Origin of the sequence: Paeniglutamicibacter terrestris, assembly GCF_012271785.1 — a bacterium.
Classification (GTDB): domain Bacteria; phylum Actinomycetota; class Actinomycetes; order Actinomycetales; family Micrococcaceae; genus Paeniglutamicibacter; species Paeniglutamicibacter terrestris.
Genome location: NZ_JAAWVT010000001.1, coordinates 454800 through 476627, shown reverse-complemented (window position 1 = coordinate 476627; position 21828 = coordinate 454800). Strand labels below are relative to the sequence as shown.

The window sequence follows — 21828 nt, the reverse complement described above, 5'->3', positions numbered from 1 at the left end:
GGGCATCATGACTATCCTGGATCGCGACGTCGTTATTATCGGAGCCGGCCCCTCGGGCCTGACCGCAGCCTACGAGCTGCGCAAGGCGGGCAAGTCCGTGGCCGTGCTGGAGGCCCGCGATCGTGTTGGTGGTCGCACTTGGAGCCAGAACATGGACGGGGCCACCATCGAAATCGGTGGCCAGTGGATTTCTCCTGACCAAACCGGGCTGTACTCGCTGATCGAGGAATTGGGCATCGAGACGTTCGAACGCTACAAGGAAGGCGCCTCCGTCTACCTCGCGGACGACGGAACCCGCTCGGTCTACACCGGCGATGACTTCCCGGTGGCCGAGTCAACCGTTGCCGAAATGAACAAGCTCATCAAGGAAATGGACCGACTGACCGCGCAGGTGGATCCCGACGCTCCCTGGGCGCATCCGCAGGCGGCCGAGCTGGATATGATCTCCTTCCACCACTGGCTGCGCACCATCTCCGGTGACGAGGTAGCCTGCAACAACGTTGGCCTGTTCATCGCCGGTGGCATGCTCACCAAACCCGCACACACTTTCTCCGCACTGCAAGCACTGTTGATGTCCTCCTCCGCGGGATCCTTCTCCAACCTGGTTGACGAGGACTTCATCCTTGACCGCCGCATGGTCGGCACCATGCAGGGTGTTTCCATCGCCGTGGCCGAACGACTGGGCGAGGATGTCTTCCTGAACAACCCGGTACTTAAGCTCGACTGGTCCGAGGATGGGGTCACTGCCTACGGCACCGACGTCACGGTGCACGCCAAAAAGGTGATCATCGCCGTGCCGCCGAACCTGTACTCGCGCATCTCCTACAACCCACCGCTGCCGCGCCGCCAGCACGTGACCCATCAGCACCAGTCCATGGGCCTGGTCATCAAGGTGCACGCAGTCTACGAGACCCCGTTCTGGCGCGAAGAGGGCCTCTCGGGTACCTGCTTCGGCCCCTCGGCGATCGTGCAGGAACTCTACGACAACACCTACCATGAGGAAACCACCGGCACCCTGGTCGGCTTCATCTCCGATCTTCAGGCCGACGCCATGTTCTTGCTTCCCGAGGCAGAGCGCAAGGACGCCATCCTGGCCTCCATGGCCAAATTCCTGGGTGCCAAGGCGTTAGAGCCGAGCGTCTTCTACCTCTCCGACTTCGGTGCCGAGGAATGGACCCGCGGCGCCTACGCCACCAGCTACGATCTGGGCGGGCTGTTCCGCTTCGGGCCGGACCAGAACAAAAACGTCGGCCCGATCTACTTCTCCTCCTCGGATCTCGCCGGCGAAGGCTACCAGCACGTTGATGGTGCGGTTCGGATGGGACGACGCACAGCGGTACGCATCAACGCAGCCATCGAGGGTACCGAGCCAGCGGCGAATTACGACGGAGTGAAATCCCTCTTCGGCACCCTCGCCGCGTCCGGAAACTAAGCGTCATGCGCTTACTTGTTGGATACACCGCCGATGACCGGGGTGCCGAAGCAATCGCTTTGGCCAGTGCCCTGGGCGGAGAAGGTGCTCACTTGGACGTAGCCATCGTGCTGCCGCAAAGCACCCCGTTTTCCGCCAGCTACCCCGGGGGAGACCACGGTTACCGGTCGATCCTGGCCGAAAAAATTGATGGCTGGGCACAAACTGCCCTCGGCCTCGTACCCGCGGGAATCAGCGCCCGAGTGATAGCCCGCTCGGTGGCTTCCCCCGCGCAGGGGTTGATCCTGCTGGCACAGGAAACTGGTGCCCGGGCCATCGTGCTGGGTGGCCGCGCACGCCACGTGGCTGGCTTCTTTGTACCCGGCTCGGTGGCCAGTTCGCTGCTTCATGCCTCCCCGGTTCCGGTGGCCATGGGCAATCCGGGTGCCGTGGCCGCTCTGGCTCGAGCGGGTGGAAAGTTGGGACGGGTTACGGCATTTGTCGGAACGCGTGCCGGTGCCCGGGGAGTGATCCAGGCCGCCGCCAGTGCCGCTGCACGTCGGCCACATCTCACGCTGCGCGTGGTGTCCCTCGTGGCCCAGGATGAGCTCGGCGAGGGGAAAACTGACCTGCCAACGGCCATCTCCGCGGCCGAAGCACGGGTGCGCGATGTGCTCACCGAACACCGGATCGAAGCGGAAATTTCCATTGCCTCCGGAAATAGCATCGACGATGCCATTGCGGAGTTGGAGTGGAATGACGGCGATATTGCCTTCGTTGGCTCCAGCCGTCTAGCACGTAAAAAACGGCTTTTCCTCGGCTCAACGGGTCAGCGCATTTTGCGCACCCTTCCGGTTCCCCTCGTGGTGGTTCCCAAGAACCACACCTCGGAGCCAACGCAGTCCTAAACCCACCCGCCGCACAACGCTGGATACTCACCCTCGGATTTTTTTGAAGGTGAGGTGCCCTCCACCGTCCGGATGAAGGAAGAAAAACATGAGTCGTGAATCAGCGACCGAGGCCAGCTCGGTATCAACGGGGGAATCCGGTCTGGGTGAGAAGGGCCTGTCCAAGGGAACCGTCGGTGTGATTGGTGCCGTGGTCATCGGAATTTCCTGCATCGCCCCCGCCTACACCCTGACCGCCGCACTCGGCCCCACCGTGGCGGAGGTGGGCACCCAGCTACCGGCCATCTTCATTGCCGGCTTCCTGCCCATGCTGCTGGTGGCCCTGGGCTACCGCGAGCTGAATGCGGCCATGCCCGACTCGGGTACCTCCTTCACCTGGGCGACTCGGGCCTTTGGCCCGTGGATCGGCTGGATGGGCGGCTGGGGGTTGATCGCGGCAACCGTCATTGTGCTGTCAAACCTTGCTGCGGTGGCCGTGGACTTCTTCTACATCCTGCTGGCTCAGCTCACCGGAAATGCGGGAATCGCGGAACTGACCAAAAACCTGTGGGTCAACATCCCCACCACGTTGATTTTCATCGCCGCCGCCTGCTGGATTTCCTATCGCGGCATGCAAACCACCAAAACCTTCCAATACGTGCTGGTGGCCTTCCAGCTGGTGGTGCTCGCCTGGTTTGCCATCGCCGCATTCAGCCACGTGAACAACGGCACCGCCTTTGATCCAACACCCATCTCGCTGGACTGGTTTAACCCCCTAGCGGTTGAATCCTTCGGTGCCTTCGCCGCTGGTGTTTCCCTGTCGATCTTCATCTTCTGGGGCTGGGATGTCACCCTGACCATGAATGAAGAAACCAAGAATCCGGACAAGGTACCTGGCCGCGCGGCAACACTGACGGTACTGATCATCATGGCCATTTACATGATCATTTCCTTGGCAGTGATCGCTTATGCGGGAACCGGCACCACGGGATTGGGCGCGGGTAACCCGGATAACCAAGAATCGATCTTCGCCGTCTTGGCGGGCCCGATCATGGGCCCGTTTGCGATCCTGATGTCCCTGGCCATTCTCTCCTCCTCGGCCGCGTCGCTGCAGTCCACGCTGGTCTCTCCGGCTCGTACGCTGCTGGCCATGGGGTACTACAAGGCATTGCCCGATGCGTTTGGCAAGATCTCTCCGCGCTTCATGTCCCCGTCGGTGGCCACCATCACCGCCGGAGCCGCGGCGGCCGGTTTCTACGTCATCACCCGGTTGTTGAGCGAAAATGCCCTCTGGGACACCATCACCGCCCTGGGCCTGATGATCTGTTTCTACTATGGAGTCACCGCGCTGGCCTGCGTCTGGTACTTCCGACGTGAGTGCTTTAGCTCGCTGCGCAACTTCTTCTTCAAGTTCCTAGCCCCGCTGGTGGGCGGCGTGATCCTGTTGGTGATGTTCCTGAGTACCGCACATGACTCGATGGATCCGGATTACGGATCGGGTTCCAACATTGGCGGTCTGGGCATGGTGTTCATCCTCGGCATGGGCGTGCTGCTACTAGGTGTTGGCATCATGGTCTACATGCGGATCAAGAGCCCCGGATTCTTCAAGGGTGAAACGCTCAAGCGACTGAAATAACCGCCGCAGAATTTCTTCGCACCACCGAACGCTGTCCACCGGATGCTCTTGGCCTCCAGAAGGTGGGCAGCGTTTGGTGCGTTCAGCCCGAGCGTCACCGTGGGCATGGGAGAATTGAGGCTAACGATGCCCCAGTGGTGAGTATCAAACACCCCAGCGAAGAAAGAGAGCCATGAACGAGGAACTTGTGGTGCTATTGGCCGCCGATGGCACCCGCATTGGAACCGAGGCCAAGGCGCGTGTGCACACCGAATCCACGCCCCTGCATCTGGCCTTCTCCTGCTACCTCTACAACGACGAGGGGCAGATCCTGCTGACCCGTCGGGCGCTATCTAAAAAAACCTGGCCCGGAGTGTGGACCAATTCCTTCTGCGGCCACCCCGGGGTTGCCGAATCCTTCGAGGCGGCCATCGCGCGGCGTGCCGAGCAGGAATTAGGCACACACATCACGCAAGTTCGCGAGCTGCTTCCCGACTTCGCCTACCGCGCGGTCGACGCCTCGGGCATCGTGGAAAACGAAATTTGCCCTGTCTTCACCGCACGGATCTCCGGGGAGCTGGCACCACATCCGGACGAGGTTGCCGAATACGTCTGGGTGACGCCAGCTGATCTGTTGACCGCGGCCACGGCAACACCCTTCGTTTTTTCGCCCTGGCTGCTGGAACAAATTACCCAGGGTTCACTCAAAAATATCTAAGCACTCCCCACGTTGCCCCGCCGGCATCCATTGGTGGGTGTGCCAAAGCATCAAATTTAGTAGGAAGACCTAGTAAATTTGGAGCCTTCCTAGTAGTCTCGCGATGGAGCACACAGACCAGCATCGCAAGGAGAACTCGGATGAAGATCGTGGTTTTGATCAAGGCGGTTCCCGACACCGCCGATGAACGAATCCTGGACCCGCAGACCTATCGCGTTGACCGCGAGGAAGGCGACCAGATCATTGACGAAATCACCGAACGAGCCCTCGAACTGGCTCTGAGTGTTAAGGACCGGGACAAAACCACGGAGGTCATCGTGGCCACCATGGGTCCGGCGCACGCCATCAAGGCCATTCGCAAGGCGCTGTCCATGGGCGCGGACTCCGGGATTCATGTGCTTGATGACTCCCTGATTGGGGCGGACCTCGTCCTCACCGCGGCCACGCTGGCCGCGGCGCTACGCGATCTCGGCGCGGAGCTGATCATCGCCGGCAACGAATCCACCGACGGCCGCGCTGGCATGCTGCCGGCCATGCTGTCCGAACACCTCGGCCTTCCCCTGCTCGGCTCGCTGACAACCGCTGAGATGAGTGCGCAGGGCATCAGCGGCCAACGGCAATCCGAGGCCGGAACCCAGGAAGTCACCGCTACCTACCCGGCGATCATCACCGTCACGGAACGTTTTGCCGAGGCCCGATTCCCCAACTTCAAGGGCATCCTTGGTGCCAAACGCAAGCCCGTCGCCACAAAATCTGCCGCAGAACTTGGCGCTGGGGCCCAGAGCCTGACTACCGTGGCCCAGATCCTTCCGCGGCCGGCGCGAAGTGCCGGAGCCAAGATCATCGACGACGGCCAGGGCGCCGACGAACTGATCACCTTCCTCACCGCCCGGCACCTGATCTAGCAAAGGCACAGCCATGGAAAACATTGTTGTACTCATTGAACTCACCCATCAGGCTCACCCCACCGCAGCCGGACGGGGACTGCTGGCTCTGGCCTCCCGGTTAGGCACCCCCGTTGCGCTCACCGTCAGCGATACTGAACTACCACCGGAAACCATCACCACGTTGGGCCAATGGGGAGCCGCACGCATTCACGCGGTGCAGAGCCCAGATGCCACTACCGTGCTGCTTACCCCGCTAGTGGATGGGCTCAGTGATGCGGTGCGCACCCATGCACCCCAAGCGGTGCTCACCTCCGCTTCGGTGGATGGCCGCGAGGCCGCAGCCCGGCTGGCGGTACGCACCGGTTCCGGCATTTTGGCCGATGTGCTTGATGCCAGTGTGCAGGACTCGGTGATCACCACCGTGCATTCGGCCTTTGGTGGCGCCTATAGCGTGCAAGCCAGTGTGCCCGACGCCATGCCGATCATCACCGTGCGGATCGGGGCGATCGACGATGGGGCTCCAGCACTCACCCCGGAGCTCACCCGCGTGGTGTTAGAACCCGGTAGCTGCGCGTCCGCCACCATCACCGCTCGCACCGATGCCCCGGAAACCTCGGCACGCCCTGAACTGCGCGGCGCGGCCACTGTGGTCTCCGGTGGCCGCGGACTAGGCTCTACTCAGAACTTTGTGCTGGTGGAGGAGTTGGCCGATGCGCTCGGTGGTGCAGTTGGTGCATCCCGTGCCGCGGTCGACGCGGGCTACATGGCCCAGACGGCGCAGGTCGGACAGACCGGCGTCAGCGTTGCCCCGCAGCTCTACATCGCGCTGGGAATTTCCGGGGCGATCCAACACCGAGCCGGCATGCAAGGATCCAAGACCATTGTGGCGATCAACAAAGACGAGGATGCACCCATCTTCGAGATCGCCGACCTGGGCATCGTGGGCGACGTCTTTAGCATCGTCCCGCGGGTCATCGAGCTCCTCAAGGCTCGTGCCTAGCCCACATCACCACATCACGAATCCAAGGAACAATTCATGAGTGCACGATCCACCTCCAGGAACAAGCTGCCAACCAGCACCTTGGCGCGCGCCGGCATCATTGCCGGCTCCCTGATCATCGTCTTGGTCATCGGCGTGCTGGTTGCACGCTGGCTGGTGGGCATGGAGGGCGTGAAGAGTTGGATGGAAACGTACACCGGGCACTCCGAGCTGCCGGTGAACACGCCCGTCGGATTCCCCGCATGGCTGGGCTGGCAGCATTTCCTCAATCTCTTCTTCCTGGTATTAATCGTGCGCACCGGCATGGCCGTGCGCACCACCACCCGACCCGCGGCCCACTGGGTACGCAATAACAAGGGGCTGATCCGCACCAAGGGTGCCCCGACCCGCATCAGCCTGGACCTCTGGTTCCACCTCACCCTTGATGCGCTGTGGGTACTTAACGGGATTATCTTCATCGTGCTGCTCTTCGCTTCGGGCCAGTGGGCGAGGATTGTGCCCACCAGCTGGGACATTATCCCCAATGCCCTTTCGGCCGGCCTCCAGTACCTCTCGCTAAACTGGCCGACGGAATCCGGCTGGGTCAATTACAACGCGCTGCAGGTGCTGGCCTACTTCGTCACCGTCTTTATTGCCGCCCCGTTGGCGATCATTACCGGTCTGCGGATGTCGGGTGCCTGGCCCAAAAAGGCTGTGGCACTGAATAAGGCCTACCCCATGGAACTTGCCCGGGCACTACACTTCCCGGTCATGATCTACTTTGTTGCCTTCACCGTGGTGCACGTGGCGCTGGTGCTGGCCACCGGTGCCCTGCGGAACCTGAACCACATGTACGCCTCCAACAACTCGGACGGTTGGACGGGGCTGATCCTGTTCATCGTCTCCATCGTGGTGATCGTGGGCTTCTGGTTCCTGGCCCAGCCCGTCTTCCTTCGCCCGGTGGCCTCGCTCACCGGAAAGGTCGGCAAGTAGTACCGGCTGCGCATTTTCTTCCATCCCGCCCGCCAGATTAGTAGCAGGAGTCGAGCATGTTTGAACTCACCGAAGAGCAGCAGGCCATCACCGAGATGGTCTCCGACTTCGCCACCGAACACATCGCCCCGCAGGCAGCGGCCTGGGACCGGGACCACCATTTCCCCATCGACGTCCTGGCCGAGGCCGGGTCGCTGGGTATGGGCGGGATTTATGTGCGCGAGGAGTTCGGTGGCTCGGGCATGAGCCGACTGGATGCGGCGCTGATCTTCGAGGAGCTGGCCAAGGCCGACCCGACGATTGCCGCATACATTTCCATTCACAACATGGTGGTGTGGATGATCGACAAGTTTGGCAACGACGAGCAGCGCGCGGTGTGGGTTCCGCAGCTCTGCACCATGGACATGCTGGGTAGCTATTGCCTCACCGAGCCAGGAGTCGGCTCCGACGCTGCAGCACTGAGCACCCGGGCCGTGCGCGATGGGGACTTCTACGTCCTGAACGGGACCAAACAATTTATTTCCGGCGCCGGGTCCTCGGGTCTCTACCTCGTGATGGCGCGGACCGCCGACACCGGCAGCGCAGGTATCACCGCCTTCTTAGTGCCCGACGGAACGCCGGGGCTGTCCTTTGGTGCGCTGGAGGCCAAGATGGGCTGGAACGCCCAACCCACCCGACAGGTGGTCATGGAAAACCTCAGGATCCCGGTGGGTAACCGGCTGGGGGAGGAAGGGACCGGATTCGGGATCGCCATGCGGGGTCTGAACGGTGGCCGCGTGAATATCGGTGCCTGCTCGATTGGCGGAGGTCAGGCGGCCTTGGATAAATCCATCGCCTACCTGAAGGAACGTGAAGCCTTCGGGAAACCGCTGATCGCTCAACAGTCCCTGCTCTTTGCGATCGCCGACATGGAGACCGAGCTGGAAACCGCACGGACCATGATTTGGCGTGCCGCAGATGCTTTGGAACGCGGGACCGCTGACACCGTGCGCCTGTGTGCCATGGCCAAGCGGGTGGCTACCGATGCCGGATTTAATGCGGCCAATACGGCGCTGCAGCTCCACGGCGGCTACGGTTACCTCAGCGAATACGGGATCGAGAAGATTGTGCGGGACCTTCGGGTGCACCAGATCCTGGAGGGCAGTAACGAAATCATGCGCCTGGTGATTGGGCGTTTGGCCGTGGAGAAATAACGTTCCGGACGGTCAACGGGGTCCGGGGTTCTGCAACCACTGTGTGGTCGAAGAACCCCGGTCCGTGCGGTGGGTTATGGCCCTTATGCGGTGGGGATGACGGCGACTGCGTCGATCTCCACCAGAAAATCGCCCAGAAAGGATCCGACGGTGGTGCGCACCGGATACGGCTTGAGCACGAACTGCTCGTAGATCGAGTTGAAGCCCGAGGAATCACGGCCCGGGTGATGCAGGTGCACCGTGGTCTTCACCACGTGTGAGAAGTCCAGATGGTGGGCCGCCAGCACGGCCTCAAGGTTGGCCATGGCCCGAGCCGTTTGTTCCTCGATAGTGATCCCAACGGTTTCATCGGTGATTGGGTCGTGCGGAGTCTGCCCGGCCGTGAAGAGGAAGCCGTTGGCGATGATGCCCTGCGAATAGGCCCACGACGGCGGCGGTGCGTGACTCGTGGAGATAGCTTGGCGCAGCGGGTGGGTGGTGTCTTTCATGAAAGCTTTTCCTATCGTGTTCGTGATGAGGGGGGAGAAAAAAGATTTAGAGGACCTTGGAGAGGAAGGCCTTGGTGCGTTCGTGTTGGGGGTCATCCAGGACTTGGGAGGGCGGCCCTGACTCCACCACGACGCCTTGGTCCATGAAGATGACATGGTCAGCGACCTGGCGGGCGAAAGCTAGTTCGTGGGTCACCACCACCATGCTCATGCCCTCTTCGGCCAGATCCTTCATGACGTCTAGGACTTCTCCGACAAGCTCCGGATCCAGCGCGCTGGTGGGCTCGTCAAAGAGCATCAGCTTGGGTTTCATGGCCAGCGCACGGGCGATCGCCACGCGCTGTTGTTGCCCGCCGGAGAGCTCCTGCGGGTAGGAACGCCCGCGATCGCCCAGCCCCACCCGGTCCAGCAGGACCTGGGCCTCGGCGATAATTTCCTTGCGGGGCCGCCCCTGGACCTGGATGGGTGCCTCGATGATGTTCCCCATGATCGTCATGTGCGGGAACAGATTAAAGCGCTGGAACACCATGCCCGAGGCCCTGCGGGAAGCCGCGGTCGCCTTGTCCCGCATCTCATGCAGGCGACCGTTGCGCTCCTCGTAGCCGACCAATGACCCATCGACGTAGAGGCGCCCGGCGTTGATCTTTTCTAGGTGGTTAATGCAGCGCAGGAACGTGGTCTTGCCCGAACCGGAGGGGCCGATCAGACAGGTGACCGAGCCGTGTTCGACCCGAAGATCGATGCCCTTGAGAATTTCGAGGTTTCCGTAGCTCTTGCGAACTCCCTTGGCCTCGACCATGGCGGTGCTCATCATGCGCTCCTGACTTTTCGTGAACGCTTGCGCTTGATGACCGAGTCAAAGCCGCGTCCGTAGTGACGTTCGAGTTTTTCTTGGAAGAAGCTCAGGATCGTGGTCATGAGCAGGTACCAGAGGCTAGCGACGATCAGCAACGGGATCGTCTGGTAGTTCTCCGAGTAGATGATCTGCGCGGAGTACAAGAGGTCCGAGATGGCCAGCACCGAAACCAGCGAGGTGCCCTTGAGCATCGAGATGACTTGGTTGCCGGTCGGGGGCAGGACCACGCGCATGGCCTGGGGCAGAATGATGCGGCGCATCAGCTTGGACCCGCTCATGCCCAGCGCCTTCGAGGCGTCGTATTGGACCCGGTCCACCGAGCCGATCCCGCCGCGAATGATCTCGGCCATGTAGGCGGCCTCGTTCAGCGACAGACCCAGCAGCGCGGCCCCCAACGGGGAAATCAACACGTTTGCCGAGCCCAGCACCATCGAGGGGCCGCCAAAGGGTAGCCCCAAGGCGATGACCGGGTAGAGCGCGGCGATGTTGTACCAAAAGATCAGCTGGACCAGCAGCGGGGTGCCGCGGAAGAACCAGATGTAGGCCCGGGCGATCATGCTCAGGATCGGGTTTTCGCTCAATCGCATGATGGCCAGCACGGCGCCCAGGCTGATACCGACGCTCATCGAGACGAGGGTCAGCACCAGGGTCAACACCGCACCGGTGAGGATGCGCGGGGCGAAGAGATATGAGGCGACGACGTCCCAGTGATAGCGGTCATTAAGCGCCACATCGATGGCCGCCAGGGCCGCGACGACGACAATAAGAACGGCAATGGCGTTGCGCACGGGGTGTTTCAACGCAATGACCGGTGCCGATTCCTCGACGGCGGTGGCCGGAACGTGCCCGGCCTGTTCAAGAGGTTTCTGGGTTTGCATGATATTCACTCCCATTACTGCGCGAAGTTGACGCGAGCGTCGGTAATGGCGCTGGTTTCCAGGCCGTACTTGGCCAGCACCTGCTGGTAGGCATCGGACTTGATGATCTCGGCCAACGCCGCCGCCACGGAATCCTTGAGTGCGGAATCAATGGGAACGCCGGCCGCAACAGAGGTGAAGTCATACTCCGAGGCGATCTCGATGCTCGGATTCTGCGCGACAGCAAAGCCAAGGATGGGCGAATCGGCAAGCACGGCATCCTGGCGTCCGCTGGTGAGTGCGGAGATGGCCTGACGGGTGTCCTGATACTGGTTGGAGACGATTTCCGGCTTGCCCGCCTCGACGCATTGATTGTTGTAGTCCGGAACGTTGACGGTGAGCTGGTAGGAGCCGGTGAGCAGCCCCACCTTCTTACCGCACAGGTCCTGGTACTTCTCAATTCCGGCCGGGTTGCCCTGGGCCACGGCGACCGAGGTGCCCATCTGCATGTAGTCGACGAAGTCAAGGACCTTCATGCGTTCCTTGGTGGGAGTCATGGAGGAGACAGTCATGTCGTACCTGTCGGCGGCCATTCCCGGGATGATCGAGTCGAAGTTGGCCACCTGGATCTGGACCGTGAGCCCCAGGGACTCGCCGATCAGCCGGGCAACGTCCGGGTTGATCCCGGTCATGTCCTGGGTGCCGGGAATGTAGAACTGCGTGGGCTGCTCGTTGGTGGGAATGCCCACGCGGAGGGTCTTGGACGCCTTCACAGATTCCGGCAGCAGCGCGATGGCGGCCTCGTTGAGCGCGATCTGCGGCACGGTGGTGCCTGTGGCCTCGGATTCCCCTGAGGCCGGGGTCTGAATGGCGGAGCAGGCCGTCATAGCCAGAAGGGCGCCCGCCGCCAAGGCGGTCGCTGCAGCAAAGCGGCCGCGCCGTGAACGGAGGCGGATTGACTCGTTTTTCATGGTTACAGGCTCGATTCTGCATAGCTGTGGTTGGTCGACGTGGCCCTCGTTGCCCCTGCGGTGGGGAAGGCGTCGGAATAGTGGCGCAGTAGTTCGCGGCCGTCGGTGCGAAGTTCCTCGATGCTGGTGACGCCGAGCATCATCATGGCGCGCATCATCTCGTCACGGAACAGGTTGATGACGTGGGAAACGCCGGCCTCGCCGGCGGCGGCCAGACCGTAGAGGTACGGGCGGCCGATGGAGCAGGCGGTTGCGCCCAGGGCAATCGCCTTGACCATGTCCGAACCGCGGCGGATGCCGCCGTCGAGGATGATTTCCATCCGCCCGTCCACCGCTGCAGCGATATCCTCCAGCACGTCCAACGGTGAAGTCATATGGTCGAGCTGGCGTCCACCGTGGTTGGAAACCTGGATGGCGTCGAATCCGTACTCGGCCGCAAGTGCCGCGTCTTTCGGGTTGACCACGCCCTTGAGGATGATCGGTCCGCTGAAGCGCATGCGGATCTCGCGCAGGTCCTCCCAGTTGGTGGGCTCGTAGGCGCCCGCGAGCAGGGTGCGCCACATGTCCGGGCTGGACGCGAGCGGGCCTGTGGGCTCCTCGGCATCGAGGTTCGGGAAGGCAATGGCGTCGTTGGCCAGGAATCCCAGAGCCCAGCGCGGGTGCAGAGCGCCTTCCACAACGGTTTTGGGCTTGATGGTAGGCGGGGCGGTGAATCCGTTGCGGTAGTCGCGTTCGCGGTGGCCGATCGAGCGGCAGTCGACGTTGACGATCAATGCCTCGTAGCCGGCGCGGGAAACACGGTCCAAAACCGCCTGCAATTCGACCTTATCGGCGATCGGCTCAAGATTAAACCAGCGGCGAAGCCCCGGGGCGGCTGCGCTGACATCCTCCATGGTGGTGGTGCTCAGGTGCGCTAAGCCGTAGGGGATTCCCTGAGCCAGGGCGGCTCGCGCCACAGCGGTTTCGCCCTTGGGGTTGAACAGCCGGGTGCCGCCGGTGGGGGAGAGGTAGAACGGAAGCGACGATGGGCCGCCCAAAAGGGTGGTGCCGAGGTCCATCTTGTCGACCGAACCCCACTTGGGCATGAACGACCAATCATCGAAAGACGAGCGGTTTCGGCGCATCGAAAACTCGTCCTCGCCGCCGCCTTCGATGTAGTCAAAGATTGACTTGGGAAGGCGTTTCGATGCGAGTTTACGCATGTCAGCCACGTTGTGGCAGCTTCTGCGGAGCCTTTCGGCTGTGGACCGGGCCGGGGTCTGGAAGGACGCGAGCGCCGTGATGTCTTTCAATCGCATGGTGGGGTTTCCTCATATCCGTGGCTGGGAACGTCTACTGTTCGCTGCATCAATAGTGACCCACATCTCGGCGCCGGAATATGTACATACCTACATAAGATCCTCGATTCTCTTGTGATAAGTTCCAAGCATGGACTCACAAGAGCGGGACCGGTCGGTTTCGGAACACAGTGCGGGTACGGTACGGCTGGCGGACTGCATCCAGTTCATGCAGGCGGACCTCGTTCACGCCAATCCCACACCGGAGAACTTGGCACACGAGGTCACCGACGTACTGATGTATGACCCGTTGGATGAGTGGACGAACGCGGATAACCGCATCATTCTCGCCGTCGGGTTCGCCTATGGATCGGCGGATTTTGACCAGTTGCTGCACCGGGCTGCCAACAGCAACGCGGCAGCTGTCATCGTCAAGGCGCACGGGGCACATATCGAGCAACTTCGTGATGCCGCGGTCCGCCATGAATTGGCTGTATTGGTAGCACCAGGGAATGCGGACTGGACGCGACTGGTGGCACTGGCCAGGGCCTCGGTGGTCGGTGCCGCAGCAGATTCGGTATCGGGTGTCCGATTGGGGGACCTGTATGCCTTTGCCAATGCCGTCGCATCGATGACCGACGGGGCTGCAAGCATCGTCGATCCGCTGGGGCGAATCTTGGGGTATTCCACCTTGCCCGGCCAGCCGATCGACGAATTGCGCCGCGTCACGACCCTCGCGCTCCAGGAAAGCGGCGCACCGGCCTTTGATGCTGACTTCAAGGCGGTCTACGCCGCCGCCGAGGCGCTGTATATCCCCTCCACCAAGGAGGGAGTGGCACGATTGGCGCTGGCTGTGCGAGCCGGGGGTGAGTTGTTGGGTTCCATCTGGATCATTGAACCGGGTGAAGGGCGCCAGCAAGCGGCGCTGGAGACGCTGAACCGCATGGCCCCGCTGGCCGGTCTGCACATGCTGCATGCACGTTCGGCCTCCGACTTTGGCGAACGCCGAAACGGGGATCTCATTCGAACGTTGATCGACGACCCCGAGCATGCATCCTTTGCCGCTGCCCAGCTTGGCCTGGATATTAATCAGGGGCTCGCTGTCGTGGCCCTGACCATCGCCCAGCCCCAATCTGGAAGCCTTGACGCAGTGCGCGAAATCCATCGCTTACTGCACCTAGTCACCACCGTGTGTAACGTCAGGTTCACGACCAGCCACAGCGCCCTCATCGGCTCGGTGGTCTACGCGCTATTTCCCTGTCAGGGCGAGGAACCGAGAGCAACGCAGCGCCGCATCGTGCACGAGATTGCCGCCTACGGCCATTCCATCAGTCCACACCCGTTGGTTGCTGCGGTGGGAAGTATAGCCCGCCGGATCCAGGACCTCCCGGAATCGCGGGAAAGTGCATCGAAGACTCTGCAGTACCTCTTGGGCCAATTGGCACAGCAGGTTCCTGATCGTGACGAAAAGACGTCAGCGGTGGCACTTTTTGAGGACCACCGGATTCCGCTGGGCCTGCTGCAGGTGGGGAAGTTCATGCACGAGCGGGGACTTGCCGGGCCGGACCAGTTGGCGGCTGTTCAGGCCTATGACGCGGACAACCAGACCGATTATGTGGAGACGCTGCGGGCTTATCTGGCCAGTAACGGCAGCATCTCTTCCATGGCAGGGACGCTCAATGTCCACAGCAACACAGTCCGCTACCGCGTTGCGCAGCTGGCGAATATCTTTGGTATAGATTTAGCTGATTCGCAGAAGCGCCTGTGGCTGTGGTTGCGCCTGGTTACCGAGGACTTGGGATATCAGATGAACCCGCAGGCAAGGCGCGGGAAGTAGCGGTCCCGGAACCCCTGGCCCGCCGGCTCGGGCGGAAGATTATTTCCCTGCCCAAGCGGTCGCTTGAACCTCAACCAGAAGCTTGGGTGCCAGCAGTGGGGCGACGATGGTTGCACGCGACGGGCGGTGGCCGCCGAAGGTGTCAACCCATGCACGGTTGTATTCGCCGGCCATGGCAGCATCGTTGATGTACACCGTGGCAGTGGCGACGGCATCGAGCCCGAGCCCATAGCCGGCCAGTACCCTCTGCAAGTTCTTGAGGGTCTGGACAGTTTGCGCGTAGATGTCACCTTCGCCAACCAAGACTTTGTTTTCGTCCTTGGAAACCATGCCCGAAACGAAGATAAAGTCGCCAGCGCGGGTGGCACTCGGGAACGGGCTTGTCTCGAGGGTGATACCTGCAACGTCAATATTGGTGAGGCCTGAAGTGCCCATGGTGTTCCTTAATTGGAAGTCGTTCGGTGGCGAGGTGATGCGCAGAACAAGCCTAGAGCATCGGGCATTTAGCCGGGGCTTGGTACATCGTTGAGCCGGTTAATCTAGGTGATCCAGCAGCGCCGTGGTGCGGTAGGGAATAACGTCGCGCAAAATCATTGAGGTGGACGTCCGGGTGATGCCGGGGCAGAGGCGGATCTCCTCGCTGACTCGGTACAAATCATCGGGGTCCTTGGCGACGGCGCGAATCAAAAGATCCGTGTCGCCGGCCGGAGCTACACATTCAAGGACCTCGGGAATCAGGCTGAGTGCCACAATAGCTTCTTCCAGATGCGCCTGATCAAGCTCGGCGCTGACCACGGCCGAGACTCCGCGGCCCACCGAAGAGGGCTTCACACGGCTGGAATTTGGACGCAAGGCACCGGAGCTTGCGAGTCGTTCCATGCGGGTTTGTACGGTGCCGCGGGCCAGACCCAAACGCTGGGCCAGCATCATCGTGGGAACACGAGGATCCGCATCCAAGGCCAAAAGAATGCGCCTGTCCGTATCATCCAGTTGGTACGATTCCGGCGTCATTCCGACTCCTAAGCTGTGGTTCGGTCAAATTGACCAAGTTGTTCGACAGGTACCGCTCCATGTTAGTCAAAATGATCAGTGATCCCCAACTGTGTTGCACGGTATGCCCGGTTGTTGCTTTAGTAGCTGTTAGAAGCTTCTCCAACGCCACAAGCGACGGGGAACGGACCCCGCAACGGAACCTCATCCCGGAGACTTTGCAGGTTGGCCCACAAGGTCTCAGGTCGCGCATAAGAGCGGTCCGCAACGATTCCAAAAAACTTGGAGTCATCGCGGGCCTCTCTTGTTTAATTGCAGTCGCGGCTGCCCGCGGGGCGAACCGATAAAAGGCAGTTATCCACAAAAGTGTCTGCGGACGGTTATCTCAATTCCGAACCGGGTAGCCTTCAATGCATGAGGTTCTTGCGTCTAGAAGATGTTGCCGACGAGTTGAATGTAAACCTGCCCCAGGTCCGCTCATTGGTGCGCGGTGGGGATCTACCAGCGATTAAGATCGGTGGACGCGGGGTGTGGCGGGTCGAACGCACAGAACTCGAGGCCTATATTCAACGCCAATACGCAGCGGCTAGGGAATCGATAGAGGCTGGTGCCATAGAGGCAGAACACGAGGAGTAATCGTAAGGATTCCTCGATTTTGTGTGGCGGTCACCTCGGGTTTAGGCTAAAAATATTACGGCTCCAAGCCGTAAGACGGGGCATTAGCTCAGTTGGTAGAGCGCTTCGTTCGCATCGAAGAGGTCAGCGGTTCGATTCCGCTATGCTCCACCGAGATACCTGACCTAACGAATCTTTTGAAGAGGAGTTGGGTCAGGTATTTTTTTGCCGAAGACTACTCTGCGGATGTCGACGTACGTTCTCCGAGCGCTCGTGGCCTCAACGCCCGGTGATATCAATTCACGGCGACCAAGTCATCGAATAGCATCTAGATTCTGCGGTGGATCGCTGCCGCTTCGACATGAGGAGCAGCTGTGGCGGCTGGCAAGGTTGGCACATCATGACGCTTGTAATGATTCTTATCTTCCTCGTGGCCGTCATCGTGATTGTGGTCGTGGCCATTAATGTCACGAAGAAGCCTCCCACGAATATGGGGACAGGCATGGGCCAAAACCCACAGAGTCAATTTTCACCAGCGCAGGAGAATATCACGCACCAGAAACTGCACGGCGGTGCACCACTAATCGATTACGCCACATTTGGTCAGCCGTTGTACAAGCAACCGGTCGTACAGCGCATGAATCACTTTGCAATACACGCTCTGATATTTGGGCTGTCCACGGGGATACTTGGCATAATTTTCGGACACATGGCACGGTCGCAGATCAAAAGGACCGGTGAGCGTGGCAGTTCTCTGGCCCTAGCGGGACTGATCATCGGCTACGTCTGGGTCGGTTTGGTCGTCTTGCTGATAGGTGTTTTCTATTCAACGGGCTCACGAACAATGTGATTCGTGTTCTTGCCACTCACGCGCTAGCGGCGTACCCCTCGGAAAACGGGGGATACGCCGCTAGCGACCGATGCTTGTTGGCACGGGCATATGTTGCTATTTCTTAGGTGTACCAGGACGGCTCTGGCAGTAGGCCGAGCAGTTCGTATTCGCCGACCTCGCGGCGCTTGAACGCCACCGGATCGTGCAAGGAGTGGGTACGGATGTTGCGCCAGTAGATATCCAACCCCACGGCATTTGAAGTCGCCCGAGCACCGGTGACCTCAAAGATCCTGTTGGTGACCTCGAGCGCGACGGTTGATGCAACCTGCTTTGAAGCGGCAACGCGCACGGCAATCAACCCGCGTTGTCCCGCGGTGAGTGCCTCACGATCGGCGTGAAGGATCAGGGAAATTTCCTCATCAACCGACTTGGCCAGTGCCTGAGCTGCCCAGAGCTTGGCACGCAAATCACCATAGGTCTCCAGCACATGCGCCTCGGCGGACGCGCTGTCCTTGGGGTCGGTGCTGTAGGGCCATGCGCGAGAACGATCTCGGGTGTAGGTTCCGGCGGTACGCAAGGCACCTTCGGCGATGCCCAAGTAAATGGCCGTAAAGATCTGCTGGATCAACGGTACATTCAACGTGTTGTAGACCAGTGGCTGGAATTCCTTGTTCACGTATCCGGCGGCACCGGCCCAATCGACCTCCACACCGGTGATCTTGATGCCACCGGATTCGGAGAGACGCTGGCCCAGATTGTCCCAATTGCCCAGGAACTCAATGCCATCCTGTGCGGTGGGAACAATGGCGAACACATGCGCACCGTCGGGCAACGTACCTTCCAAGACCACGAGGTCCGAGACCCTGGCCCCGGTACTGAAGGACTTCTGGCCCGTGTAAATCAGGTGGTCCCCGGCATCCTCGATGTTCAGGTCGCTGTCACGCGGATTCACCGCGCCACCAAAGAACAGGTTTTCGCTCGTGTAAAGCTGCTCAACGGCGGCGATCTGATCGTCTGTGCCTACCAAACGCACGGCCCAAGCCCACAGAAGGTGATAACCGAGTAGTTGGCCCACCGACGCATCGGCTGCGGAGACCACCTGGATGATCTGTAATGCGGTCTGCCAGCTTTGTGAGCCACCGCCGAATTGTGTTGGCCCCAGGATGGTGGTGAGGCCCGCGTCTTTAAGTAGCCGAACTTCGTGTGTGGCGATTTCCGCGGCCCGATCACGTTCCAGAGCATCTACGGCGAGAATCGCTGCCACCTCATCGGCACGTTGAATCCAACTGGCGGCGTCGTGGGGCACCGGCTGGTTCTGCCAAGGGGACTGCTTGAGGGCTTCGTGAAGTGGAAGCGTCATGAGGTGTTCCTCCGAAATCGGATTGAAGTGTGGCCGTGCCGCCCCGAACTGCCAGGGCTGTGTATATGGACCGAGCCTAGGATCGGGGCGGCCGACCCCGCGAACCTTGGTCGCGAGATTTCATGGCGTCACGAAAAATGTCCGCCCGCGACGGGCTCACCGTTACTGGGAGTCATACGAGGTCACACGAAGGGTCTTGCGGAGTAACACCGAGTCAACGGCGGACATCTCGTGGATGTGTCACCGCGAAGTCTCCTAGGCTCGGCTCAGTAGCCTCATCGGCATGTAATTCAGACCGGGTAATCCTTCGGTCATCCAAGGACGAATATCAAGGTGTTGCCCGGTGACGGCGGCAGGAGAAAGAGGAAACATGACGGCGCAGATCCAGCTAACGGAGCCAACCACGTCAGCGACGGACTCGGGACAAGCAACCTTCGCCGAGGCTGCTCGTGAGGCTGCGAAGGTCGCTGCGGTGACGCAGCGAACGACGCAGCAGCCGGACTACAACGAATTGGCTCTCCACTTTCGACCCATCTTTGAACGCATCGCAGCGGGCGCATCACAGCGCGAACAAGACCACGTCCTGCCGGTAGCGCAGATTCGCGAACTCGCGGAAGCCGGTTTCGGAGCGCTGCGAGTCCCAGTGGCCGAGGGCGGATTCGGCGCAACGTTGCCACAGCTTTTTGATTTGCTGACGGAACTGGCTGCCGCTGATTCCAATATCCCGCAGGCACTGCGCGGACACTTCGCGTTTGTTGAGGATCGAATCCTCGTCGAATCCGGTCCCGCCCGAACGATGTGGATTGATAGGTTCGTACGCGGTGAATTGGTAGGAAATTCGTGGACCGAGATCGGTGCCGTGGAGGTTGGCGACGTGCAGACCAAGGTGGTCCCGGCGCCCGAACTCGGCGAAGGAAGTTTCAGGGTTAACGGCACCAAGTACTATTCCACCGGCAGTATCTACGCCGATTGGCTCGATACCTACGCCGAGCGCACCGACACCGGGAAACGGGTGATTGCCGCTGTCAGCGCTCACCAAGCTGGTGTCACACATCGTGATAACTGGGATGGCTTTGGCCAGCGCACCACCGGTTCGGGGACCTCAACTTTTGTTGACGCGGTCGTTCACGAAGATCACCTGATCAACTTCGATGAGCGATTCAAGTACCAGACGGCGTTCTACCAAGTAGTGCTTTTGGCAGTGCTCGCCGGAAGCGTGCGTGCCGCGGAACGTGAGTTCGCCACCGAGGTGCGCCAGCGCACCCGTACCTTCTCACACGCCGCAGCGGGCATCTGGCGCGAGGACCCGCAGATCCTGCAGATCATTGGCGAACTGGGTGCAGCTGGTTTTGCCGGTGAGGCAATTGTGCACCGAGCGGCCCAGACCCTCCAGGGCGCCCATGATGCTGCGCTGGAGCTGCGTGCGGGACAAATCGACGTGCAGAGGGAAGAAGAATTTAACGACGTCGCCGAGTTGGCATCGGCCGAGGGTCAAATTGCCCTCACGCCGCTGGCAACAAACGCTCTGTCACATGCCTTTGATGCCTTGGCGGCCTCGGCAACCTCGGTAAAGAAGAACCTAGATCGTCACTGGCGCAATGCGCGCACCGCTGGAAACCATAACCCCTGGGTGTACAAGGCTCGTTTGGTGGGGGACCGATCCGTGAATGGTGTGCAGTTGCCGCGGGTGTGGGCCATCGGCGCGAGTTCCACCAAGGCCTAAGCCTCTAGCCTCATCCCGGTGCCACCTCCAGTGAAGGTGAAAGGTGGCGCCGGAATGATGCGCCGGACAGCGGCACGAATGCCGACTATTTGGCAGCTATTACGGGTTCCCAGGCTGTCACTGACACCGCTCCACCATCAATAATGTCTAGGTCCACCGGTGAGCTCTGGCGTGGGGTTCCAGCGTAGGGAGCCACCAGCATGGTGCCGGTCCGGGTGTCTCCCGCGGCGGCCATGGCATTCCAGCCCAGGAAGGCTTGGGCACTGGTTCCGGGTTTCAGAGTGATGCTGGAAATTCCTGCGTCATCGGTCATGAATGAACCGCCCTGGACGATCAGTACATCGATGGCATTGCCGTTGGCATCATCGAAGGCAACATCGGGATATGAGGCCACCACGCACGGTGTTGAATCGGAGTTTCTCAGTTGGAAGCTCATGCCGCGATGGCCAGTCGCGCCCTCGGGTTCACCCCAGGTGATGCTGACTTGGTCTCCGGTGCACCAGTTCTCACCGACCTCCTGAAAAGCGCTCGAAACCTCTGGCGAGCCGAACGTTAAGGGCGCAGTAGTGGGCGCCGGCACCGGTTCGGGTGTGCTGGCCTTGGCGCCCTGCGAGGAATGTTCAGCAAGCGGTAGGGAAGCAGTTAGAACTGCGGCGATGAGCACCGCCGCGAAACTAAGAATGGCTCGTGGATGGCCACTCTCTGGGGCATCGCTGCTCTCTCGGTGCGCTAGCCGAAGGATACGTGAACCGATCAGAGCTGGCACCCAACCCCAAACGATTCCCCAGTACCCTGCTGAGGACAACGCGGGCTCAACACGTTCTAGCATCCATGCCAAACGTGCCGGTGGCCACGTGGCGATGATGTCGCCCAGCGAGGTCAGTAGCGCCGTGCCAAACGCTGCGATAACGATGCACATCCAGATCGCGAGGAAGCCAAGATGGGGCGGTGTCGTCTTTCCCTTGGTAGGTCGTGCGGAGAAAGCCAGAAGAAGTGCCGACAAGGAAATGAGGGCAAGGGCGGAAAATACGACTAAGAGCACTGGCCAGGGTTGGATCATTTGCCACGTGGTGTTGGCAAACGTTTTTGGGACCACCAAGTTCACGAATTGTGACGGGAGGGCTATTTGGCTTCTGAGTAGCCAGCCATTCAGTACCCCGCTGAATACCCAACCAAGTCCAGCCAATACCGAGATCCATGCCGTGACCATCGTCAAATGATTGCGCTTATCCATAGCTGAAAGGGTAGCTGACCTGACTAGGGACTTTCGTCAGCGATAAATTATGGTCAGAGAATCCGTTGGAAAACGTGCGCAAATAGTTTTCCGCCTCCATGGTTT

The 21828-nt window shown here is 60.7% G+C and carries 21 protein-coding genes and 1 tRNA gene; 13 read left to right on the top strand and 9 right to left on the bottom strand.

Annotation, left to right across the window (positions count from 1 at the left end):
- The first annotated feature begins 7 nt into the window (after nucleotides 1-7).
- The 8 genes from HED64_RS02160 to HED64_RS02125 all read left to right on the top strand — a co-directional run bounded on the left by HED64_RS02160 (nucleotide 8) and on the right by HED64_RS02125 (nucleotide 8683).
- The gene (locus tag HED64_RS02160) at nucleotides 8-1432 is read left to right on the top strand and encodes a flavin monoamine oxidase family protein (RefSeq protein WP_168150448.1); all 1425 of its coding nucleotides are present in this window, start codon (nucleotides 8-10) and stop codon (nucleotides 1430-1432) included.
- A 5-nt stretch (nucleotides 1433-1437) separates the two neighbouring features.
- On the top strand, nucleotides 1438-2319 hold the full coding sequence (locus HED64_RS02155; RefSeq protein WP_168150447.1) for a universal stress protein: 882 nt from the start codon (nucleotides 1438-1440) through the stop codon (nucleotides 2317-2319).
- Nucleotides 2320-2407: 88 nt separating this feature from the next.
- A complete protein-coding gene (locus HED64_RS02150) occupies nucleotides 2408-3934 on the top strand; it encodes an APC family permease (RefSeq protein ID WP_168150446.1) in 1527 nt (508 codons plus the stop codon).
- Between the two features lie 172 nt (nucleotides 3935-4106).
- Complete coding sequence (idi, locus tag HED64_RS02145) at nucleotides 4107-4631, top strand: isopentenyl-diphosphate Delta-isomerase (RefSeq protein ID WP_168150445.1); 525 nt, start codon at nucleotides 4107-4109, stop codon at nucleotides 4629-4631.
- A 140-nt stretch (nucleotides 4632-4771) separates the two neighbouring features.
- On the top strand, nucleotides 4772-5536 hold the full coding sequence (locus tag HED64_RS02140) for an electron transfer flavoprotein subunit beta/FixA family protein (RefSeq protein ID WP_168150444.1): 765 nt from the start codon (nucleotides 4772-4774) through the stop codon (nucleotides 5534-5536).
- A gap of 13 nt (nucleotides 5537-5549) precedes the next feature.
- A complete protein-coding gene (locus tag HED64_RS02135; protein WP_168150443.1) occupies nucleotides 5550-6518 on the top strand; it encodes an electron transfer flavoprotein subunit alpha/FixB family protein in 969 nt (322 codons plus the stop codon).
- Between the two features lie 36 nt (nucleotides 6519-6554).
- The gene (locus tag HED64_RS02130) at nucleotides 6555-7490 is read left to right on the top strand and encodes a cytochrome b/b6 domain-containing protein (protein ID WP_168150442.1); all 936 of its coding nucleotides are present in this window, start codon (nucleotides 6555-6557) and stop codon (nucleotides 7488-7490) included.
- 56 nt (nucleotides 7491-7546) lie between these two features.
- Nucleotides 7547-8683 carry an acyl-CoA dehydrogenase family protein gene (locus tag HED64_RS02125; protein WP_168150441.1) on the top strand — a complete coding sequence of 379 codons (1137 nt, stop codon included), beginning with the start codon at nucleotides 7547-7549 and terminating at the stop codon, nucleotides 8681-8683.
- An 83-nt stretch (nucleotides 8684-8766) separates the two neighbouring features.
- On the opposite strand, the gene HED64_RS02120 is transcribed toward HED64_RS02125, so the two are convergent.
- Genes HED64_RS02120 through HED64_RS02100 form a run of 5 tightly spaced genes read right to left on the bottom strand, consistent with a single transcriptional unit; the run spans nucleotide 8767 to nucleotide 13057 of the window.
- On the bottom strand, nucleotides 8767-9171 hold the full coding sequence (locus HED64_RS02120; protein ID WP_168150440.1) for a RidA family protein: 405 nt from the start codon (nucleotides 9169-9171) through the stop codon (nucleotides 8767-8769).
- 46 nt (nucleotides 9172-9217) lie between these two features.
- On the bottom strand, nucleotides 9218-9982 hold the full coding sequence (locus HED64_RS02115; RefSeq protein ID WP_281069191.1) for an amino acid ABC transporter ATP-binding protein: 765 nt from the start codon (nucleotides 9980-9982) through the stop codon (nucleotides 9218-9220).
- Nucleotides 9982-10905, bottom strand: a complete 924-nt coding sequence (locus tag HED64_RS02110; RefSeq protein ID WP_168150439.1) for an amino acid ABC transporter permease — start codon at nucleotides 10903-10905, stop codon at nucleotides 9982-9984. Before HED64_RS02110 ends, HED64_RS02115 begins: the two co-directional genes overlap by 1 nt.
- A gap of 14 nt (nucleotides 10906-10919) precedes the next feature.
- Nucleotides 10920-11855 (bottom strand): ABC transporter substrate-binding protein, encoded by a 936-nt coding sequence (locus HED64_RS02105; protein WP_210149162.1) that lies wholly within the window; start codon nucleotides 11853-11855, stop codon nucleotides 10920-10922.
- Nucleotides 11856-11857: 2 nt separating this feature from the next.
- Entirely contained in the window at nucleotides 11858-13057 is a 1200-nt protein-coding gene (locus tag HED64_RS02100) for an alpha-hydroxy acid oxidase (RefSeq protein WP_245325602.1), read from the bottom strand.
- 226 nt (nucleotides 13058-13283) lie between these two features.
- On the opposite strand from HED64_RS02100, the gene HED64_RS02095 reads away from it, so the two are divergent.
- Complete coding sequence (locus HED64_RS02095; protein WP_168150437.1) at nucleotides 13284-14969, top strand: PucR family transcriptional regulator; 1686 nt, start codon at nucleotides 13284-13286, stop codon at nucleotides 14967-14969.
- A 39-nt stretch (nucleotides 14970-15008) separates the two neighbouring features.
- Here the strand turns inward: HED64_RS02095 and HED64_RS02090 are convergent, their stop codons facing one another.
- Together HED64_RS02090 and HED64_RS02085 are read right to left on the bottom strand one after the other, a co-directional pair.
- Nucleotides 15009-15404: a RidA family protein gene (locus HED64_RS02090; RefSeq protein ID WP_168150436.1), complete on the bottom strand. Its 396-nt coding sequence runs from the start codon at nucleotides 15402-15404 to the stop codon at nucleotides 15009-15011.
- 99 nt (nucleotides 15405-15503) lie between these two features.
- Nucleotides 15504-15980, bottom strand: a complete 477-nt coding sequence (locus HED64_RS02085) for an Lrp/AsnC family transcriptional regulator (protein ID WP_168150435.1) — start codon at nucleotides 15978-15980, stop codon at nucleotides 15504-15506.
- A gap of 393 nt (nucleotides 15981-16373) precedes the next feature.
- Between HED64_RS02085 and HED64_RS02080 the strand changes: the two genes are divergently transcribed.
- From HED64_RS02080 to HED64_RS19630, 3 genes are all read left to right on the top strand, one after another.
- Entirely contained in the window at nucleotides 16374-16595 is a 222-nt protein-coding gene (locus tag HED64_RS02080; protein ID WP_132359548.1) for a helix-turn-helix domain-containing protein, read from the top strand.
- A 77-nt stretch (nucleotides 16596-16672) separates the two neighbouring features.
- Nucleotides 16673-16745, top strand: a tRNA-Ala gene (locus HED64_RS02075).
- Between the two features lie 229 nt (nucleotides 16746-16974).
- On the top strand, nucleotides 16975-17424 hold the full coding sequence (locus tag HED64_RS19630) for a DUF4190 domain-containing protein (RefSeq protein WP_245325601.1): 450 nt from the start codon (nucleotides 16975-16977) through the stop codon (nucleotides 17422-17424).
- Between the two features lie 103 nt (nucleotides 17425-17527).
- On the opposite strand, the gene HED64_RS02065 is transcribed toward HED64_RS19630, so the two are convergent.
- Entirely contained in the window at nucleotides 17528-18766 is a 1239-nt protein-coding gene (locus tag HED64_RS02065; protein ID WP_168150434.1) for an acyl-CoA dehydrogenase family protein, read from the bottom strand.
- 370 nt (nucleotides 18767-19136) lie between these two features.
- Between HED64_RS02065 and HED64_RS02060 the strand changes: the two genes are divergently transcribed.
- Nucleotides 19137-20489, top strand: a complete 1353-nt coding sequence (locus HED64_RS02060) for an acyl-CoA dehydrogenase family protein (RefSeq protein ID WP_168150433.1) — start codon at nucleotides 19137-19139, stop codon at nucleotides 20487-20489.
- Nucleotides 20490-20574: 85 nt separating this feature from the next.
- Here HED64_RS02060 and HED64_RS02055 read toward each other — a convergent pair whose 3' ends face one another.
- Nucleotides 20575-21723 carry a DUF4232 domain-containing protein gene (locus HED64_RS02055; RefSeq protein ID WP_168150432.1) on the bottom strand — a complete coding sequence of 383 codons (1149 nt, stop codon included), beginning with the start codon at nucleotides 21721-21723 and terminating at the stop codon, nucleotides 20575-20577.
- Nucleotides 21724-21828 lie beyond the last annotated feature (105 nt).

Excerpts from the sequence above, each read along its gene's own strand:
- HED64_RS02160 (WP_168150448.1), top strand. The coding sequence starts at position 8 with ATGACTATCCTGGATCGCGACGTCGTTATTATCGGAGCCGGCCCCTCG.
- HED64_RS02155 (WP_168150447.1), top strand. The coding sequence starts at position 1,438 with ATGCGCTTACTTGTTGGATACACCGCCGATGACCGGGGTGCCGAAGCA.
- HED64_RS02150 (WP_168150446.1), top strand. The coding sequence starts at position 2,408 with ATGAGTCGTGAATCAGCGACCGAGGCCAGCTCGGTATCAACGGGGGAA.
- idi (WP_168150445.1), top strand. The coding sequence starts at position 4,107 with ATGAACGAGGAACTTGTGGTGCTATTGGCCGCCGATGGCACCCGCATT.
- HED64_RS02140 (WP_168150444.1), top strand. The coding sequence starts at position 4,772 with ATGAAGATCGTGGTTTTGATCAAGGCGGTTCCCGACACCGCCGATGAA.
- HED64_RS02135 (WP_168150443.1), top strand. The coding sequence starts at position 5,550 with ATGGAAAACATTGTTGTACTCATTGAACTCACCCATCAGGCTCACCCC.
- HED64_RS02130 (WP_168150442.1), top strand. The coding sequence starts at position 6,555 with ATGAGTGCACGATCCACCTCCAGGAACAAGCTGCCAACCAGCACCTTG.
- HED64_RS02125 (WP_168150441.1), top strand. The coding sequence starts at position 7,547 with ATGTTTGAACTCACCGAAGAGCAGCAGGCCATCACCGAGATGGTCTCC.
- HED64_RS02120 (WP_168150440.1), bottom strand. The coding sequence starts at position 9,171 with ATGAAAGACACCACCCACCCGCTGCGCCAAGCTATCTCCACGAGTCAC.
- HED64_RS02115 (WP_281069191.1), bottom strand. The coding sequence starts at position 9,982 with ATGAGCACCGCCATGGTCGAGGCCAAGGGAGTTCGCAAGAGCTACGGA.
- HED64_RS02110 (WP_168150439.1), bottom strand. The coding sequence starts at position 10,905 with ATGCAAACCCAGAAACCTCTTGAACAGGCCGGGCACGTTCCGGCCACC.
- HED64_RS02105 (WP_210149162.1), bottom strand. The coding sequence starts at position 11,855 with ATGAAAAACGAGTCAATCCGCCTCCGTTCACGGCGCGGCCGCTTTGCT.
- HED64_RS02100 (WP_245325602.1), bottom strand. The coding sequence starts at position 13,057 with ATGCGTAAACTCGCATCGAAACGCCTTCCCAAGTCAATCTTTGACTAC.
- HED64_RS02095 (WP_168150437.1), top strand. The coding sequence starts at position 13,284 with ATGGACTCACAAGAGCGGGACCGGTCGGTTTCGGAACACAGTGCGGGT.
- HED64_RS02090 (WP_168150436.1), bottom strand. The coding sequence starts at position 15,404 with ATGGGCACTTCAGGCCTCACCAATATTGACGTTGCAGGTATCACCCTC.
- HED64_RS02085 (WP_168150435.1), bottom strand. The coding sequence starts at position 15,980 with ATGACGCCGGAATCGTACCAACTGGATGATACGGACAGGCGCATTCTT.
- HED64_RS02080 (WP_132359548.1), top strand. The coding sequence starts at position 16,374 with ATGAGGTTCTTGCGTCTAGAAGATGTTGCCGACGAGTTGAATGTAAAC.
- HED64_RS19630 (WP_245325601.1), top strand. The coding sequence starts at position 16,975 with ATGACGCTTGTAATGATTCTTATCTTCCTCGTGGCCGTCATCGTGATT.
- HED64_RS02065 (WP_168150434.1), bottom strand. The coding sequence starts at position 18,766 with ATGACGCTTCCACTTCACGAAGCCCTCAAGCAGTCCCCTTGGCAGAAC.
- HED64_RS02060 (WP_168150433.1), top strand. The coding sequence starts at position 19,137 with ATGACGGCGCAGATCCAGCTAACGGAGCCAACCACGTCAGCGACGGAC.
- HED64_RS02055 (WP_168150432.1), bottom strand. The coding sequence starts at position 21,723 with ATGGATAAGCGCAATCATTTGACGATGGTCACGGCATGGATCTCGGTA.